This is a genomic window from Streptomyces sp. NPDC049879, from assembly GCF_044461265.1.
Lineage (GTDB): Bacteria > Actinomycetota > Actinomycetes > Streptomycetales > Streptomycetaceae > Streptomyces.
Genome location: NZ_JBITKT010000005.1, coordinates 386,632 through 403,658, shown reverse-complemented (window position 1 = coordinate 403,658; position 17,027 = coordinate 386,632). Strand labels below are relative to the sequence as shown.

The 17,027-nt window shown below is 73.9% G+C and carries 17 protein-coding genes and 3 tRNA genes; 12 read left to right on the top strand and 8 right to left on the bottom strand.

The features are described 5' to 3' along the window. Positions 1-510: 510 nt before the first annotated feature. The 4 genes from ACIBPC_RS19935 to ACIBPC_RS19920 form a co-directional block, all read right to left on the bottom strand. Positions 511-1,734 carry an exo-alpha-sialidase gene (locus ACIBPC_RS19935; RefSeq protein ID WP_398846355.1) on the bottom strand — a complete coding sequence of 408 codons (1,224 nt, stop codon included), beginning with the start codon at positions 1,732-1,734 and terminating at the stop codon, positions 511-513. Positions 1,735-1,863: 129 nt separating this feature from the next. Continuing rightward, positions 1,864-2,529, bottom strand: coding sequence for an NAD(P)H-binding protein (locus tag ACIBPC_RS19930; protein WP_362962044.1), 666 nt, complete (start codon positions 2,527-2,529; stop codon positions 1,864-1,866). A gap of 15 nt (positions 2,530-2,544) precedes the next feature. Beyond that, positions 2,545-4,437, bottom strand: a complete 1,893-nt coding sequence (locus ACIBPC_RS19925) for a LamG-like jellyroll fold domain-containing protein (RefSeq protein ID WP_398846353.1) — start codon at positions 4,435-4,437, stop codon at positions 2,545-2,547. A 131-nt stretch (positions 4,438-4,568) separates the two neighbouring features. Continuing rightward, the gene (locus tag ACIBPC_RS19920) at positions 4,569-5,774 is read right to left on the bottom strand and encodes a hydrolase (protein ID WP_398846351.1); all 1,206 of its coding nucleotides are present in this window, start codon (positions 5,772-5,774) and stop codon (positions 4,569-4,571) included. A 136-nt stretch (positions 5,775-5,910) separates the two neighbouring features. Between ACIBPC_RS19920 and ACIBPC_RS19915 the strand changes: the two genes are divergently transcribed. From ACIBPC_RS19915 to ACIBPC_RS19885, 7 genes are all read left to right on the top strand, one after another. Further along, a tRNA-Thr gene (locus ACIBPC_RS19915) sits at positions 5,911-5,983 on the top strand. 41 nt (positions 5,984-6,024) lie between these two features. Continuing rightward, a tRNA-Met gene (locus ACIBPC_RS19910) sits at positions 6,025-6,097 on the top strand. Between the two features lie 102 nt (positions 6,098-6,199). Beyond that, positions 6,200-6,364 carry a 50S ribosomal protein L33 gene (gene rpmG / locus ACIBPC_RS19905; protein WP_077059582.1) on the top strand — a complete coding sequence of 55 codons (165 nt, stop codon included), beginning with the start codon at positions 6,200-6,202 and terminating at the stop codon, positions 6,362-6,364. A gap of 140 nt (positions 6,365-6,504) precedes the next feature. Further along, positions 6,505-6,963, top strand: coding sequence for a MaoC family dehydratase N-terminal domain-containing protein (locus ACIBPC_RS19900; RefSeq protein ID WP_362962039.1), 459 nt, complete (start codon positions 6,505-6,507; stop codon positions 6,961-6,963). Next, the gene (locus ACIBPC_RS19895) at positions 6,960-7,394 is read left to right on the top strand and encodes a MaoC family dehydratase (RefSeq protein ID WP_362962037.1); all 435 of its coding nucleotides are present in this window, start codon (positions 6,960-6,962) and stop codon (positions 7,392-7,394) included. Before ACIBPC_RS19900 ends, ACIBPC_RS19895 begins: the two co-directional genes overlap by 4 nt. Before the next feature lie 84 nt (positions 7,395-7,478). After that, the gene (locus ACIBPC_RS19890; protein WP_398846348.1) at positions 7,479-8,072 is read left to right on the top strand and encodes a TetR/AcrR family transcriptional regulator; all 594 of its coding nucleotides are present in this window, start codon (positions 7,479-7,481) and stop codon (positions 8,070-8,072) included. Positions 8,073-8,149: 77 nt separating this feature from the next. Next, positions 8,150-9,607: a DHA2 family efflux MFS transporter permease subunit gene (locus ACIBPC_RS19885; protein WP_398846346.1), complete on the top strand. Its 1,458-nt coding sequence runs from the start codon at positions 8,150-8,152 to the stop codon at positions 9,605-9,607. 85 nt (positions 9,608-9,692) lie between these two features. On the opposite strand, the gene ACIBPC_RS19880 is transcribed toward ACIBPC_RS19885, so the two are convergent. Beyond that, positions 9,693-10,172: a VOC family protein gene (locus tag ACIBPC_RS19880; RefSeq protein WP_398846344.1), complete on the bottom strand. Its 480-nt coding sequence runs from the start codon at positions 10,170-10,172 to the stop codon at positions 9,693-9,695. A gap of 110 nt (positions 10,173-10,282) precedes the next feature. On the opposite strand from ACIBPC_RS19880, the gene ACIBPC_RS19875 reads away from it, so the two are divergent. Next, the gene (locus ACIBPC_RS19875) at positions 10,283-11,338 is read left to right on the top strand and encodes a UDP-N-acetylmuramate dehydrogenase (protein ID WP_398846342.1); all 1,056 of its coding nucleotides are present in this window, start codon (positions 10,283-10,285) and stop codon (positions 11,336-11,338) included. A gap of 18 nt (positions 11,339-11,356) precedes the next feature. On the opposite strand, the gene ACIBPC_RS19870 is transcribed toward ACIBPC_RS19875, so the two are convergent. The 3 genes from ACIBPC_RS19870 to ACIBPC_RS19860 form a co-directional block, all read right to left on the bottom strand. Further along, positions 11,357-12,175, bottom strand: a complete 819-nt coding sequence (locus ACIBPC_RS19870; protein ID WP_362962027.1) for an SAM-dependent methyltransferase — start codon at positions 12,173-12,175, stop codon at positions 11,357-11,359. Between the two features lie 99 nt (positions 12,176-12,274). Beyond that, on the bottom strand, positions 12,275-13,294 hold the full coding sequence (locus ACIBPC_RS19865) for an adenosine deaminase (RefSeq protein ID WP_362962025.1): 1,020 nt from the start codon (positions 13,292-13,294) through the stop codon (positions 12,275-12,277). Between the two features lie 112 nt (positions 13,295-13,406). Then, a complete protein-coding gene (locus ACIBPC_RS19860) occupies positions 13,407-14,672 on the bottom strand; it encodes a pyridoxal phosphate-dependent aminotransferase (RefSeq protein WP_398846340.1) in 1,266 nt (421 codons plus the stop codon). A gap of 234 nt (positions 14,673-14,906) precedes the next feature. Between ACIBPC_RS19860 and ACIBPC_RS19855 the strand changes: the two genes are divergently transcribed. The 4 genes from ACIBPC_RS19855 (at position 14,907) to rplK (ending at position 16,955) form a co-directional block, all read left to right on the top strand. Beyond that, positions 14,907-14,979 (top strand) — tRNA-Trp (locus tag ACIBPC_RS19855). 82 nt (positions 14,980-15,061) lie between these two features. After that, complete coding sequence (secE, locus tag ACIBPC_RS19850; protein WP_362962230.1) at positions 15,062-15,346, top strand: preprotein translocase subunit SecE; 285 nt, start codon at positions 15,062-15,064, stop codon at positions 15,344-15,346. A gap of 68 nt (positions 15,347-15,414) precedes the next feature. Continuing rightward, the gene (gene nusG, locus ACIBPC_RS19845; RefSeq protein WP_398846338.1) at positions 15,415-16,299 is read left to right on the top strand and encodes a transcription termination/antitermination protein NusG; all 885 of its coding nucleotides are present in this window, start codon (positions 15,415-15,417) and stop codon (positions 16,297-16,299) included. A gap of 224 nt (positions 16,300-16,523) precedes the next feature. Beyond that, positions 16,524-16,955, top strand: a complete 432-nt coding sequence (gene rplK / locus ACIBPC_RS19840; RefSeq protein ID WP_362962019.1) for a 50S ribosomal protein L11 — start codon at positions 16,524-16,526, stop codon at positions 16,953-16,955. Positions 16,956-17,027 lie beyond the last annotated feature (72 nt).

Sequence of the window (17,027 nt, the reverse complement as noted above, 5' to 3'; positions counted from 1 at the left end):
CCTGGCCGTGCCGACCGTCGGCTTCCCCACTTCCCCACTTCCCCGCCGGACGCGGCGGGGAGGGCGTGGCCCTGGGCTCCGCGGATCCCTCACCCGCCCCGACGCGTACCTCGCGGAGCTGCTGCGGGCGCCCACCGGCTGCCGCCTCCGGCCGAGCACCTGCGGCGGGCCGGTGCTCCGACATCGGACGTGCCCGCTCAGGCACAGGGCGTACCGCGCGCGTACGCGTCTCCCGTGCCGCCCGAACGCCGTCTCCGGCCTCAGGGACCGGTCCGGCGCAGCGAACCGGCCCCACGCACCGGGACCGTGGTGGCCACCGGAGCGGGGGACACCGCGTCGCGGGACCCCGGCGGGTGCCCGAGGCATGGCGGACCGGCGCCTGTACCGGGGGAGTCGGGCGGGCAGCCGTTCTCCCTACTTACTCATCGCGGCGCGAGCACTGGCGCGCGCACGCATGCCGTCCCCGCCTGTGCCGGGCGGCAGGCCGCCGCCCGGCACCGCGGCGGCCTGTCAGAGGTCCTTGAAGCGGCGGAACGTGATGGTCTCGTACGCGCTCGTCGCGCCCGTCTCGTACAGCAGCCCGACCGTCCTGCGGTCCACCTGCACCAGCTCCGAGTACGCCGCCGGGTCCGCCGACAGCGTCTCCACCGGCGTGAACGTCCGCCCGTCGTCGTCGCTGCGCCACAGCCGCATCCCCCGCCGCGCCGCCGGGTCCGACGGCCCGGAGAACAGCAGCGGCCCCGCCGCGCCGGGCGTCCGCAGCGTGCTCGCCTGCACCACCGGCACGTCGTTCAGCGACTCCACGACGGCGTATGCCCCGTCCAGCGTCTCGCCGCCGTCCGACGACCACGCGCCGAGGCGGTTGCCCGCGACCGTCCCGTTCTGGTCGCGGGCGGAGAACCACAGGCGCCCGTCCGGGAGTTGGGCGACGGTGGACTCGTTCGAGTTGACGGCGCCGTCGTACGAGTCGTCCACGTAGCCGATGCGCCACGTCGCGCCGCCGTCGTCGCTCAGCAGCGCGTGCGCGCCGTAGTACTTCGCCTCGCGCCCCGTGTCGGCCGAGCCCTCCGGGGGCGCCGTCGAGTGGTTCGCGGGGACGACGAGCCGGCCCGCGTGCGGCCCGCGCGTGAGGGCGATCGCGTGCCCCGGACCGGTCGCGTACCAGCGCCAGTCCGGCAGCTTCGCGTCCGCCGTGATCTCGCGCGGCGCGCTGAACGACCGCCCGTCGTCCGTGCTGACCTGCACGAACGCGCGGCGGCTCTGCTCCGGCGTCGCCACGCCGCGCATGATCTCGTCCTCCGTGACCTCCCCGCTGTTGCGCGTCGTCAGCAGGACGAGCCGCCCGGTGGCCGGATCGACGACCGGCGACGGGTTGCCGTGCGTGTCGCCCTGCCCGGCCGCCACGACCGACAGCGGCCCCCACGTGCAGCCCCCGTCGTCCGAACGGCGCGCCACCACGTCGATGTCGCCGGTGTCGCTCGCGCCGCCGACGCGGCCCTCGGCGAAGGCGACGACCGTGCCGTGCCGCGTCGTCACGGCCGCCGGGATGCGGTACGTGTCGTAGCCGCCGGTGCCCGAGACGAACGGGACGGACGTCGTGCACCGGCCGCGCGGCGGATGCCCGGGCGTCTGCTCGCCCGCCTGGGCGACGCCGCCGCCGGTGGCGGACAGGGCGGCGGTCACGGCCAGCCCCAGCAGGGCGCCGGCCGTCACCGTGCGCACGTTTCTTCCCATGCTGCTGCCTCCTCGTCGAGACCCTGGAGATAGGACATCGGACGTCCGACAACGACGGTAGGCGCCCGCCCCCGCCACGACAACCCCCGGGACCCGGCGCGCTCCCGCACCGGGCCCCGGGAGCCCTGGCTACGGCCGGTTCACCGCCGCGACCGCCTCGGCGATCGGCTCGGTCCCGCCGACCAGGTCGAGCGTCAGCCCGGCCGTCCCCGGCGTGTCCAGCAGCGCCACCAGCACCGCCGCCACGTCGTCGCGCGGCACCGCGCCCCCGTCCACCGGCGGCTCGGCCAGCAGCACCCGGCCCGTCCCCGGCTCGTCCGTCAGCCGCCCGGGCCGCAGGATCGTCGAGAACAGCCCGGACCGCTCCCTGATGTCCGCGTCCGCCGCGCCCTTGGCCCGCAGGTACGCGGCGAACACCGGGTCGGTGTCCGGCGGCGGCGGCCCGTCCACCCCCATCGCCGAGACGACGACGAAGCGCCGCACGCCGACCCGCTGCGCCGCGTCGGCGAAGAGCACCGCCGCCGCCCGGTCCACCGTGTCCTTCCGCCCCGCCCCGCTGCCGGGACCCGCGCCGGCCGCGAACACGGCCGCGTCGGCGCCCGAGAGGTGGCGCGCCACCTCCTCCACGGAGGCCGTCTCCAGGTCGCAGACGACGGGTTCGGTGCCGTCCGAGAGGAGGTCGGCGGCGTGCTCCTCGTTCCTGATCAGCCCGGCCACCCGGTCGCCGCGCTGGGCGAGCAGCCTGCCCAGACGCCGGGCGATCTTGCCATGTCCACCTGCGATCACTGTGCGCATGCCTGCGACGGTACGTCAGCCCCCGCTGCGCGCGGGGCGTACGCCGTCGAGCGGCAGCGCGAGGATCGCACCGGCGGGCGAGGCGTTCGACCGGCGCACGGCGGTCAGCTCGGCCGCCGTGAGCGCGCGGGCGTACACCCGCACCTCGTCCAGCGCGCCGACGAGCCGCAGCCCGTTGTCCGGCCGCTGCCCGACGTGCACCCCGAACACCGACGTGCGGCTGACCGAGCCCGGCACGTCCGCCGCCGTCGCCGCCGCGCCGCCGTCCACGGACAGCGACAGCCGCCCGCCGGAACGCGTGAGCGCCAGGTGGTGCCACGCCCCGTCGTTGAACGCCCCCGCCGCCTCGACGGACGCGCTCGCGGGCGCCGCCGCGCCGTCCCTTGTGGTGATCAGCGCGCGCAGCCGCCCGCTCTCCGGCTCGCCGCGCACCCAGACCTGCGGCGCGTTCCCCCCGACGCCGCCCATCCACAGGAACGGGTGGGTGCCCGTCCGCGCGGAGTAGCGGAACCACAGGCTGACCGTGAAGTCCCGCGTGCCGAGCGGCAGCGCGTCGCGGTACGGCAGGCGCACCGCGTCCTGCGGGCCGTCGAACAGCAGCCCCGTCCCGTACCTGCCGGGCGTGGCCGCCGGGTCGCCGACCACGGTCGCGGGCGCGGCGCCCGGGGCGGTGTCGGGTGTGACGGGCGAGGGCGCGCGGCGCGGGCCGAGCCAGTCCTCGCCGAAGCGGACGAAGCGGATCTCGTCCCGCGCGTCCACCGCGCCGCCCTCGTACAGCAGCCCGACCCGCTCGTCGGCCGTCCACACCATGTCGGAGTAGCCGGACCAGTCGGACGTCACCAGCGAGCCCTGGTCCACGGAGTCGAACGTGCGGCCGCCGTCCCACGACGACCTGATCATCATCGAGCGCCGCCGGTCGGGATCGGACGGCGCGGCGAACAGCAACCGGTCGGTTCCGGGCAGCTGGAGCAGCGAACCCTGCACCTGCGGCGTGTAGAGGTCCGGCAGCGCGCGGAACGGCGCCGCGAAGCTCTCGCCGCCGTCCCCGCTCACCGCCCATGTCCTGTGGCCGAGGTCGGTGCCCGACTCCTCACGGCCGTTCACATAGACCGAGCCGTCCGGCAGTTCGGCCACCGCGCTCTCGGACGGCTTCTGGCGGAACGTCCCGTCCGCCGCCACCGGCCAGCTGTCCACCGCGCCGAGCCGCCAGGAGCCGCCGCCGTCGTCGCTGTACGCGAGCGCCGCGTGGTTGGCGGTGATCCGGCCGCCCGCGTATGTCTCGGCGTTGATGGTGAACAGCAGGCGGCCCGCCCGGTCGCCGCGCTGGAGCTGGATGCCGTGCAGCGGGCCGGTGGCGTACCAGGAGTTCCAGTCGTCGGGCCGCAGCTCGGCGCCCAGGTCGCGCGGCTCGGACCAGGTGGCGCCGTCGTCGTCGCTGAAGGAGAGGAACGGGACGCGCTCGCACGGGACGCCGCAGTTCCCGCCGCCCTGGCCGGGGTTGCGGGTGCTGGCGAGGAGGACGCGGCCGGTGGCGGCGTCCACGACGGGCGCCGGGTTGCCGTGGGTGTCGCCGCCGCCCGCGTCGATCACCTCAAGGGGCGTCCACGTCCGCCCGTCGTCGAACGAGCGCTTGAGCACCAGGTCGATGTCACCGGCGTCGCCGCAGTTGTCGCGCCGCCCCTCGGCGAACGCGAGCAGCGTGTCCTGCGTCGTCCGCACGAGGGCGGGGATCCGGAAGCAGGCGTAGCCGGGGTCGGTGCCCGGCTTGAAGAGCACCTGCCGCTCCGGCACGGCCTGCGCCTGCTGCTGCGGCTGCGCGTGCGCGTGGGGGAGCGGCCCGGCGAGCAGCGCGCCGACGGCGGCCAGCCCGGCGGCGTACCGCGCCGACCGGCGGAGGAGGGGGGACATCCGGCACCAGCTTTCTCTCGGTGGAGCGGCCGTCGGACACCTCCCACATGGGACGTCCGACGTCCTAGGTCAGAGGGAGTGTCACGGCATACCGGGGGACTGGCAAGACCGCGCGCACGACCCGCCCCCGTTCAGCCGGTCGACTGGCGCGGCAGCCCGTGACCGCCGCCCGCGTCCCCCGGCGTGCCGGAGTACTCGCGCACCGCGCTCGTCCGCGAGACGACCCGCCCCCGGTGGATCACCACCCGGCTGTACGCCAGCGACAGCGCCCCCGCCACCGTCTCCCCGCGCACCGCGAGCAGCTCGGCCGGGAAACCCGCCTCGATCCGCACGTCCGGCAGCCCGAGCGCCGCCCGCGCGCGCCCGCTCACCGCCGCGTACGCCCCCGCCGGGCGCAGCGCGCCGTGCGACGCCAGCTGGTACGCCGCCTCCAGCGGGTCGCCCCGCCCGACCGGGTTCGCGACGTCGCGCAGCGCCCCGCCGCCCGCCGCCACCGGCACCCCGGCCGCCGCGAGCAGCCGCGCCGGTGTGCCGCCGCTGCCGCCACCGCCGCCCGACAGGCCGCACGGCCCCTGCGGCAGGCAGACGACCGTCACCCCGGCCGCCGCGAGCCGGTCCGCCGCCTGCGCGGCCACGTCGTGCGGCAGCAGCGACAGCCCGGCGCACGGGCCGATCGCCACCCCGAAGCGGCACGCGCCCGCCGCCGAGGCGAGGCGGGCGAGCCTGGCCGGGTCGTCGGCCTCGGTGTGCAGGTCGATGGCGCAGCCGTGCTCGTCGGCGAGGCCGAGGACGATGTCCAGGTAGCCCGCCGGGTCGGGGTCGAGGTCGGGCGCGCCGCCGAGGGCGCCCGCGCCCATCTTGGCCGCGTCGCGCAGGACCGCCCGGTTCTCCGCCCCGGCCAGGCCCGTGAGGACGCGGGGCACGGCGACGGCGGCCAGCTCGGCGTACCCCTGGAGCGAGCGGCGCACCTCCAGGACCGCCTCCAGCGCGGTCAGCCCGACGGCGTCGCCGACCCGTACGTGCGTGCGCTGTGCGGTCGCCCCGTGGCCGAGCTGGGCGAGCGCGGCCTCGGTGACGCGGCGGCGCAGCGCGGTGGGGGTCTGCTCGGGGGGCGGGCCGGCGGCGGTCAGGGCGGTGTCGTGGTGGGCGTGCGGCTCGGCGGGGGCGGGGAGGAGCAGCCAGCCGGTCAGGTCGACGCGGTCGACGCCCTCGGCGGCCGGTCCCGCCAGGCTGCCCGGGGTGCCCACCGCCGCGATACGGCCCGCGCTCAGCGCGACGTCCACGGTCCTTCCGTCGGCGAGGCGAGGCCCAGTGAGGACAAGACGGTCATCAGGCATCACGGGGAGCGTACGGCGCGGGCGGGACCAGGAGCGGGAGCGACGGAATAGTCGTACCGGAGGCGGCCGATCCGCCGGCGGCCCTTCCGTATCGATTTCGCCTTACGGCCGTGACCGTGTAATCTCTTGAGCGCTCGCCCCAATAGCTCAGTCGGCAGAGCGTCTCCATGGTAAGGAGAAGGTCAACGGTTCGATTCCGTTTTGGGGCTCTGGAGTGCGTCGCTTCCCGCGCGGGGAGAGGCCGCTCCGAGGCGGCGTAGCTCAGTCGGTAGAGCAAACGGCTCATAATCGTTGTGTCACCGGTTCGAGTCCGGTCGCCGCTACCCTCAGTAGCCGATTGCGGGGTCGGTCCTCCGATCGGCTACTCTTCTCTGTGTTCAATCGTTCCATCAGATGTTCTGTCCATTCCGTCAAGGAGCACTCACGTGGCTGCCACCGACGTCCGCCCGAAGATCACGCTGGCCTGCGTGGAGTGCAAGGAGCGGAACTACATCACCAGGAAGAACCGGCGCAACGACCCGGACCGCCTGGAGATGAAGAAGCACTGCCCGCGCTGCAACGCGCACACCGCCCACCGCGAGACCCGCTGACCCGGCGCTCGCCCAGCGCGTGACGAGGCCGCACCCCGTGGGGGTGACGGCCTCTTCCCGTGTCCGTCCACGCGTTCCCGCCGTGCACGGTTCGCGGTGGTGAACGGCCCTTCTGCCTGCCATGGAGGCGAGTCCGCGCGATGGCACTCGACCAGTCGTTCGTAGGGCGGAGCTACCCGCCCACCGAGCCCTATGAAGTGGGCCGCGAGAAGATCCGCGAGTTCGCCGTCGCGATCGGCGACACGCACCCCGCGTACACGGACCAGGAGGCCGCGAAGGCCCTGGGGCACCCGGACGTGATCGCGCCGCCGACGTTCGTCTTCGCCGTCAGCTTCGACGCCGCGCAGACCGTCGTCGCCGACCCGGCGCTCGGCCTCGACTACAGCCGCGTCGTCCACGGCGACCAGCGGTTCACCTACACGCGGCCCGTCCGCGCCGGGGACCGCCTGACCGTCACGTCCACGATCGACTCGATCACCTCCCGGGCGGGCAACGAGATGATCGACATCAGGGGCGAGGTCCACGACGTGTCGGGCGAGCACGTCGTGACGGTCGTCACCAAGCTGGTCGCCCGCCGCGTCGAGGAGGAGGCCGCATGACCGCGACCGTCCGTTACGCCGACGTCGAGGCGGGCACGGAGCTGCCGGCCGCGTCGTTCCCCGTCACCCGGGCCACGCTGGTGCGCTACGCGGGTGCCTCGGGCGACTTCAACCCGATCCACTGGAACGAGCGGTTCGCGCGCCAGGTCGGGCTGCCCGACGTCATCGCGCACGGCATGTTCACCATGGCCGAGGCGATCCGCGTCGTCACCGACTGGGCCGGGGACCCGGCGGCGGTCGTGGAGTACGGCGTGCGGTTCTCGAAGCCGGTCGTGGTGCCGGACGACGACACGGGCGCGCTGATCGAGGTCACGGCGAAGGTCGGCGCCAAGCTGGACGACGAGGCGCGCACGGTCCGCGTGGACCTGACGGCGCGCAGCGCGGGGGAAAAGGTACTCGGCCTGTCCCGCGCGGTGGTCCGCCTCGCCTGAGCACGCGCACCGGCCCGGCCGTCCCGTACGGCCGGGCCAGCGTGCGTGTTGACAAGATAGTGATTGCTCACTAACTTTTTCTCCATGGCGAAGAGCAGTGGCCGGATGTCGGCCGAGGAGCGGCGTGAGAGCGTCATCCGCGCGGCCGTCACCGAGTTCGCGCGCGGCGGGTACGCGGGCACCTCCACGGCGGCCATCGCCCAGCGCGTCGGCGTCTCGCAGCCGTACCTCTTCCGGCTCTTCCCGGACAAGCGCGCGATCTTCCTGGCCGCCGCCGAGCGCTGCACGGGCGACATACTGCGGGCGTTCGAGGCGGCTGTGGGCGAGGCACCCGAGAGCGCCGCGCCCGGCGAGGTCGAGCACCTGATGGGCGAGGCGTACAACCAGCTGATCGCCGACCAGGACGTCGTGATGTTCCAGATGCAGATGTACGTCGCGGTGCACACGGCCCAGGCCGCGGGGGACACGGCGTTCGGCACCGAGGTCCGCACCCACTGGCGAGGCCTGTGGGACGCCGTCCACCTGTGGCTCGGCGCCGACGCGGAGCGCACGGGGAGGTTCTTCGGCGACGGCATGCTGATCAACACCCTGCTCAGCCTGGGGTTCACGGCGGAGGACCAGATCTGGGGCGCCTGCGGCGAGGCCCTCGACCGGCAGGCCCTGCCGGGCGCCGGCTGAGCGCCAGGGCCCGTCCCGGGCCCTTTTTTCGGCCCGGCAAAGTTATTGAGCAATCACTAATCTTTCAGGAGAGAACAGTGGCAGGACCCACCGCACCGACCGGCGAGGCCGCGCCCCCGCGCGCCCTCATCGTCTGGACGCTGATCCTGACCGGCGCCGCCACCTTCATGGCGGCCCTGGACAACCTCGTCGTCACCACCGCGCTCCCCGTCATCCGGGGCGACCTCGGCGGCGGACTCGACGACCTCGAATGGATCGTCAACGGCTACACCCTCCCGTTCGCCTGCCTCCTGCTGCCCGCCGCCGCGCTCGGCGACCGCTTCGGCCGCCGCCGGATCTTCACGTACGGCATCGCCCTCTTCACCGCCGCCTCCGCCCTCGCCGCCCTGGCCGGGTCCACGGACGTCCTGATAGCCGCCCGCGCCCTCCAGGGCGTCGGCGCCGCCGGGATCTTCCCGCTCAGCCTCACGCTGATCAGCGCCGTCGTCCCCGCCGAGCGCCGCGGCGCCGCGCTGGGCGTCTGGGGCGCCATCAACGGCCTCGCCGTCGCGGGCGGCCCCCTCGTCGGCGGCGCGCTCACCGACCACCTGTCCTGGCACTGGATCTTCTGGCTGAACGTGCCCATCGGCATCGCCCTGCTGCCCCTGGCCGCCACCCGCCTCCGCGAGAGCCGCGCCCCCGGCGTCACGCGCCTCGACATCCCCGGCGCCGTGCTCGCCAGCACCGGCCTGTTCGGCCTCGTCCTCGCCATCGTGCGCGGCAGCGAGCACGGCTGGACGTCCGGCAGCGTCCTGACCGGCTTCATCCTCGGCGGCCTGCTCCTCGTCGCGTTCGTCGGCTGGGAGCTGCGCACCGACGCGCCGATGCTGCCGATGCGCCTCTTCCGCTCCCGCGCCTTCAGCGCGGTGAACGCCACGAACCTCCTCATGTACGCCGGGATGTTCGGCTCGATCTTCCTGCTGACCCAGTTCCTCCAGCTCATCCAGGGCTACTCGCCGACCGACGCGGGCCTGCGGATGCTCCCGTGGACCGCCATGCCGCTGCTCGTCGCCCCCCTCGCCGGGGCGCTGTCCGACCGCATCGGCGGACGGCCCATCGTCGCGACCGGCCTGGTCACCATGGCGGCCGGACTCGGCTGGCTCACCGTGCTCGCCGAGCCCGGCGTCAGCTACGTCAGCCAGATTCCCGGCTTCGTCCTGTGCGGCATGGGCATGGGCATGTTCTTCGCCGCCATCGGCGAGATGGTGATGGCCAGCGTCGAGCCGCACGAGCAGGGCATCGCCTCCGGTGTCAGCAACGCCATGCGCGAGCTGGGCGGCGCGCTGGGCGTCTCCGTCCTCGCGTCGGTCTTCGCCGCCCAGGGCGGGTACGAGACGCCGCAGCGCTTCACCGACGGCCTGGTCCCCGCGGTCTGGGGCGGCGTGGCGGCGCTGCTGGCCGCGACCGTCGCCGTGCTGATCGCCCCCGGCCGCCGCGCCCGGCGGACGCCCGCCCCGCAGGAGGCCCCCGCCGAACGGACGCCCGCCACCGTCTGACCCGCCCCCACCACCGAGCAGCCCGCAGCGGCGCGCGGGCCGGGACCGACCCCCGTCCGGTCCCGGCCCGCGCGCCGCGGGCGTCTCAGGCCCCCGCGCCGTCCGCCGCCGCCTCGACCGCCGCGATGTCGATCTTCTTCATGCTGTACAGCGCCTCGGTCGCCCGCCGCGCGCGCTCCGGGTCGGGGTCGGCCACCAGGTCGTTCACCCGCACCGGCGTGATCTGCCACGACAGCCCGTACCGGTCCTTCAGCCAGCCGCACGGGCCCTCCTCGCCGCCCTCGGACAGCGCCGCCCAGTAGCGGTCCACCTCCGCCTGGTCCGCGCACTCCACCACCAGCGAGACCGCCTCGCTGAAGGTGAACTCGGGCCCGCCGTTGAGCGCCATGAACGGCCGCCCCTCCAGCGTGAACTCCACCGTCAGCACCTCACCGGCCGGGCGCGGCCCTGCCGCCGTGTAGTGCGTGACGCGGGTGACCTCCGAGTTCGGGAAGAGCGAGACGTAGAACCTGGCGGCCTCCTCGCCCTTCGTGTCGAACCACAGACTCGTCGAGATGTTCGGCATGATCCGCTCCTGTCGGTCGCGCGCTGGCATTCCCTCACCCGTACCGACTCGCGCCCCGCCCGGAACTCATCGCCCGAGCCGCCCCCGGCCGCCGCCCGTATGCTGGCCGGGTGCAGGAGATCCACAACGCGCCGCTCGCCACCCTCACCACGCTCCGGGTCGGCGGCCCGGCGGACCGCCTGGTGACCGCCACGACGGACGACGAGGTCATCGACGCCGTCAACGCCGCCGACGCCACCGCCACACCCCTCCTGGTCATCGGCGGCGGCAGCAACCTCCTCATCGCCGACGACGGCTTCCGCGGCACCGCCCTGCGCATCGCCACCACCGGCCGCCGGCTCGACGGCACCCGCCTCGAACTGGCCGCGGGCGAGAACTGGTCCGACGCCGTCGCCCACACCGTCGAGGCAGGACTCGCCGGCATCGAGTGCCTCGCCGGCATCCCCGGCTCGGCCGGCGCCACCCCCATCCAGAACGTCGGCGCCTACGGCCAGGAGGTCTCCTCCGTCATCACCGAGGTCGTCGCCTACGACCGCGTGGCCCGCGAGACCGTCACCCTCCCCGCCGCCGACTGCGGCTTCTCCTACCGCCACAGCCGCTTCAAGGAGAACCCCGCCCGCCACGTCGTCCTGCGCGTCCGCTTCCGCCTGGAGGACGCCGCCGGGCTCTCCGCCCCCCTCCGCTACGCCGAGACCGCCCGCGCCCTGGGCGTGGCCCCCGGCGAACGCGTCCCGGCCACCGCCGCCCGCGAGGCCGTCCTCAAGCTGCGCGCGGGCAAGGGCATGGTCCTCGACCCGGAGGACAACGACACATGGTCCGCCGGGTCGTTCTTCACCAACCCCGTCCTGGGCGAACTCGAGTGGGCCGCGTTCCTGCGCCGCGTCGCCGACCGCCTGGGACCGGAGATCCTGCCCCCCGCCTACCCGGCGGGCGAGGGACTGACGAAGACCTCCGCCGCCTGGCTCATCGACCGCGCCGGATTCACCAAGGGCTACGGCACAGGGCCCGCCCGCATCTCCAGCAAGCACACGCTCGCCCTCACCAACCGGGGCACCGCCACCGCCGCCGACGTCCTCGCCCTCGCCCGCGAGGTGCGCGACGGCGTGCACGCCGCGTTCGGCATCACCCTCGTCAACGAGCCGGTGACCGTCGGCACCACCCTGTGACGGCGCACGCCGCCGCGCTCACGGCTTGACGGCCAGCCCCGCCGCGATCAGCCGCTGCCACGCGGTCAGCTCCGGCGTCCCCTCGCCCTCCGGGCGCCACAGCGCGCACGGCGCGATCCCCGGCTCCAGCAGCGTCAGCCCCTCGAACAGCTCCGCCAGCTCCTCGTCCGTCCGCCACCGCCCCCGGCCCAGCGACTCCTGCAGGATGCCTTCGAGGCGCGCCGACTCCGGGTCGTTCTCGCTGCGGAAGTGGCTGATGTAGAGGTGGCTGCCCGACGGCACCGCCTCCCGCCAGTGGCGCACCAGCTCGCGCGGCCCCTCGTCGTCGTTCACGTGGTGGAGGATCGCCGACAGCACGACGCCGACCGGCTGCCCGAAGTCGATCAGCGCCCGCGTCTCCTCGTGCTCCGTGATCGTCGCCGGGTCCCGCAGGTCGCCCGTGATCACGACGGTGCGCTCGTCCTCCGCGAGCAGCGCGCGGCCGTGCGCCAGGACCACCGGGTCGTTGTCCACGTACACCACCCGCGAGTCCGGCGCGTGCCGCTGCGCGACCTGGTGCACGTTGTCCGCCGTCGGCAGGCCGCTGCCGACGTCGATGAACTGCCGGATGCCCGCCGCGCTCATCGCGGCTATGGCGCGCGCCAGCGCGCGCCGGTTGTCGAACGCGATGACCCGCGCGCCGGGGATGCGCGTGATGAACACGTCGGCCAGCTCGCGGTCCACCGCGTAGTTGTCCTTGCCGCCGAGCAGCGCGTCGTACACCCGCGCGATGCTCGGCCGGGTCACGTCGATCCCGGGGACCGGGCCGCCACCGGCCGTCGTGTCCTCGTACCCCATGCGTATCTTCCCTTCACCCGCCGCCTGTTGCCGCTCACTGTAGGCGCAGGCCACCGCCACGGGGTATGAACGCGCGCCCGCCGCGCGGGAGTTGGGTCGTCACAGCGCGAGCCACTCGTCGATCTCCAGCAGCAGCTTCCCCCGCACGTCCTCCGGCGCCGCCGACGCCCGCACCGACTGCCGCGCCAGCTCCGCCAGTTCGTGATCGGTGAACGCGTGGTGCTCGCGCGCGATCTCGTACTGCTCCGCCAGCCGCGAGCCGAAGAGCAGCGGGTCGTCCGCGCCCAGCGCCATCGGCACCCCCGCGTCCCACAGGGTCCGCAGCGGCACGTCGGCCAGCTCCTCGTAGACGCCGAGCGCCACGTTCGACGCCGGGCAGACCTCGCACGTCACCCGCGCCTCCGCCAGCCGCGCCATCAGCGCCGGGTCCTCCGCCACGCGCACGCCGTGCCCGATGCGCGCCGCCCGCAGGTCGTCCAGGCAGTCCCGGACGCTCGCCGGCCCCGTCAGCTCCCCGCCGTGCGGCGCGGCCAGCAGCCCGCCCTCCCGCGCGATGGCGAACGCGCGGTCGAAGTCCCGGGCCAGGCCGCGCCGTTCGTCGTTCGAGAGGCCGAAGCCGACGACCCCCCGGTCCCGGTAGCGCACCGCGAGCCTGGCCAGCGTGCGGGCGTCGAGCGGGTGCTTCATCCGGTTCGCCGCGACCAGCACCCGCATCCCGAGCCCGGTCTCGCGCGACGTCGTCTCCACCGCGTCGAGGATGATCTCCAGCGCCGGGATCAGCCCCCCGAGCCGGGGGGCGTACGAGGTCGGGTCCACCTGGATCTCCAGCCAGCGCGACCCGTCCCGCACGTCCTCCTCGGCCGCCTCGCGCACCAGCCGCCTGATGTCCTCCGGCTCCCGCAGGCACGAGCGCGCCGCGTCGTACAGCCGCTGGAAGCGGAACCAGCCCCGCTCGTCCGTCGCCCGCAGCCGGGGCGGCCGGCCGCTGCTGAGGGCCTCCGGCAGGTGCACGCCGTACTTGTCGGCCAGCTCCAGCAGCGTGCCGGGCCGCATCGACCCGGTGAAGTGCAGGTGCAGGTGGGCCTTGGGCAGGGCACGGACGTCACGTACACGATCCATCCCAGGATCTTGCCGCATCCGGGGAGGCGGCCGGTAGTCGCGTGCCCCGCAGGGGCGGTCGCCCGAACCCCTGTCCCGGCCCCCCGTCCCGAATCCGCGTCCCGCGCCCGGGTCAGTCCCGCGCCTCCGCGAGCAGCTTCTGCAGCCGCGAGACGCCCTCGACCAGGTCGTCGTCCCCGAGCGCGTACGACAGCCGCAGGTAGCCCGGCGTCCCGAACGCCTCGCCCGGCACCACCGCGACCTCGGCCTCCTCCAGGAGCAGCCCGGCCAGCTCCGGCGAGGTGGCGGGGCGGCGGCCCCTGATCTCCTTGCCCAGCAGCGGCTTCACCGACGGGTACGCGTAGAACGCGCCGTCCGGCGTCGGGCAGGTCACGCCCTCGATCTCGTTCAGCATCCGCACGATCGTGCGACGCCTGCGGTCGAACGCCTGGCGCATCGCGTCCACCGCCGACAGGTCGCCCGAGACGGCGGCGAGCGCGGCGGCCTGCGCGACGTTGCTCACGTTCGAGGTGGCGTGCGACTGGAGGTTCGTCGCGGCCTTGATCACGTCCTGCGGGCCGAGCAGCCAGCCCACGCGCCAGCCGGTCATCGCGTACGTCTTCGCCACGCCGTTCACGACCACGCAGCGGTCGGCCAGCTCGGGCACGGCGGCGGGCAGCGACGTGAAGCGGGTGTCCCCGTACACCAGGTGCTCGTAGATCTCGTCGGTGAGCACCCACAGCCCGTGCTCCACGGCCCAGCGGCCGATGGCCTCGGTCTGCTCCGGGCTGTACACGGCCCCGGTCGGGTTGGACGGGGAGACGAACAGCAGCACCTTCGTCCGCTCGGTGCGGGCCGCCTCCAGCTGCTCGACGGTGGCCAGGTAGCCGCTGGTCTCGTCGGTCACGACCTCCACCGGCACGCCGCCCGCGAGCCGGATCGACTCCGGGTAGGTGGTCCAGTACGGCGCCGGGACGATGACCTCGTCGCCCGGGTCGAGCAGCGTGGCGAACGCCTCGTAGATCGCCTGCTTGCCGCCGTTGGTCACCAGGACCTGCGACGCGTTGATCCCGTACCCCGAGTCGCGCAGCGTCTTCGCGACGAGCGCCTCCTTCAGCTCCGGCAGGCCGCCGGGCGGCGAGTAGCGGTGGAAGCGCGGCTCGCGGCACGCGGCCTCGGCGGCGGCGACGATGTAGTCCGGGGTGGCGAAGTCCGGCTCACCCGCGCCGAAGCCGATGACGGGGCGGCCGGCCGCCTTGAGGGCCTTCGCCTTGGCGTCCACGGCGAGGGTGGCGGACTCGGAGATGGCGCCGATGCGGGCCGAGACGCGGCGCCCGGCGGCGGGCGCGACCGGCGGCTGCGCGGAGGATGCGGAGGATGAGGAGGATGAGGCACTCATAGACGCATCGTCCCAGACCGTCCCGCCCCGGGGCACGCGGGTTCCGAGGGGTGGAAGGGGGCGGGACGGGCGCCGCGGGTGGGGGATGTGCGGGGGAATGCGCACGGGGAGCGGGGCGGATCACGGGGGTTCGGCGACGAAGACGCATCAGCCGTTCGACGCCCGGCGCTTCACCACGTACACTCCTCACCGGTGGTGCCCGATGCGGTACGTTGTCGGCACACCACGCGGTAAAGGGTCGTAGCTCAATTGGTAGAGCACTGGTCTCCAAAACCAGCGGTTGGGGGTTCAAGTCCCTCCGGCCCTGCTAGACGCTAGGTACACAGCCGTCCGGGTGGACCGGGCGGCTTATGACCATGACCGGGAACAGGTGAGGACGAGTGGCGGGGATCACAGACTCCGTGGAGACGCCAGAGCCCCAGCCCCGGGGCGAGGGCGCCGGTGGCGGCGGTGGCACCGGCCGCCGCGGCAAGCGTGCCAAGCGCGGCCCGCTCGGCCGTCTCGCGCTGTTCTACCGGCAGGTCATCGCGGAGCTGCGCAAGGTCGTCTGGCCGTCGCGCCGCCAGCTCTCGACGTACACCACGGCCGTCATCGTCTTCGTCATCGTCGTCATCTGCATCCTGACCGTGCTTGACTGGGGATTCAGCCGCGCCGTCGAGTACGTCTTCGGCTGATCACCCGGCTCATCGACTCCGGCTGATCATCAAATCCGTGTCCGGAAGCGCAGGAAGAAGCAGCAATCGTGTCTGACCCGTACCGCAACGACGCCGCGTCCCCCGAGGCCGAGGACGACGACATCGCACGCGACGCACGCGACATCGTCGAGGAGGCGGACGAGGAGTCGGGCCCCGTCGGGACCGCCGGCGAGGCGGCGACGGAGACCGACGAGATCGGTGAGGACGACGCTGACGACGCCGCCGAGGCGCCGGCCGCCGACGCCGCCGCCGAGCCGGGCGAGGCCGACGCGGGCGAGGAGGCGGAGGACGCCGAGGAGGCCGAACCCGCCGAGCCTGTCGACCCCGTCGCCGCGCTGCGCGAGGAACTGCGCACCCTCCCCGGCGAGTGGTACGTGGTGCACACCTACGCGGGCTACGAGAACCGGGTCAAGACCAACCTCGAACAGCGCGCCGTCTCGCTCAACGTCGAGGACTACATCTTCCAGGTCGAGGTGCCGCAGGAGGAGGTCGTCCAGATCAAGAACGGCGACCGCCGCACCATCAAGCAGAACAAGCTGCCCAGTTACGTCCTGGTCCGCATGGACCTGACGAACGAGTCGTGGGGCGTCGTCCGCAACACCCCGGGCGTCACCGGCTTCGTCGGCAACGCGTACGACCCGTACCCGCTCACCCTCGACGAGATCGTCAAGATGCTCGCCCCCGAGGTCGAGCAGAAGGCCGCCGCCGAGGCGGCCGCCGAGGGCGGCGCGGGCGGCGGCCGCAAGGTCGAGGTGCAGGTGCTCGACTTCGAGGTCGGCGACTCCGTCACCGTCACCGACGGCCCCTTCGCCACCCTCCAGGCGACGATCAACGAGATCAACCCGGACTCCAAGAAGGTCAAGGGCCTCGTCGAGATCTTCGGCCGCGAGACCCCGGTCGAGCTGAGCTTCGACCAGATCCAGAAGAACTGACCGTCCGCACGGCACGGCACCGGCAAGCCCACCCCCGCCTTCCCGGGCAGGGGTGGGCTTTCCCGTGCGCCCGGCACCGGGGAACCGATTTGGGCCGGGGGGCGGCAGCCGTTACCGTGGTCCGGTATGCCTCCGTCCGGACACCGGCCAGGTCTCCCCGGGGGCGCACGCGTCGCCGGCACGAGGACGCGTCCATCGCACACTGAGGTAGAGGACCCGAGAGCATGCCTCCCAGGAAAAAGGTCACCGGGCTCATCAAGCTCCAGATCCAGGCCGGCGCCGCGAACCCCGCGCCGCCCGTGGGTCCGGCGCTGGGCCAGCACGGTGTCAACATCATGGAGTTCTGCAAGGCCTACAACGCGGCGACCGAGTCGCAGCGCGGCTGGGTCGTGCCGGTGGAGATCACGGTCTACGAGGACCGCTCCTTCACCTTCATCACCAAGACCCCCCCGGCCGCGAAGATGATCCTCAAGGCCGCCGGTGTCGAGAAGGGCTCGGGCGAGCCCCACAAGACCAAGGTCGCCAAGCTCACGCGCGCCCAGGTCCGGGAGATCGCCACCACCAAGATGCCCGACCTGAACGCCAACGACCTCGACGCCGCCGAGAAGATCATCGCCGGCACCGCCCGTTCCATGGGTGTCACCGTCGAGGGCTGACCGCCCCCGCGGACGACCACCCTCCCGTGGCAGGGCCTGCGCCGGCCCGCACCACGACTCCCGACTCAATCG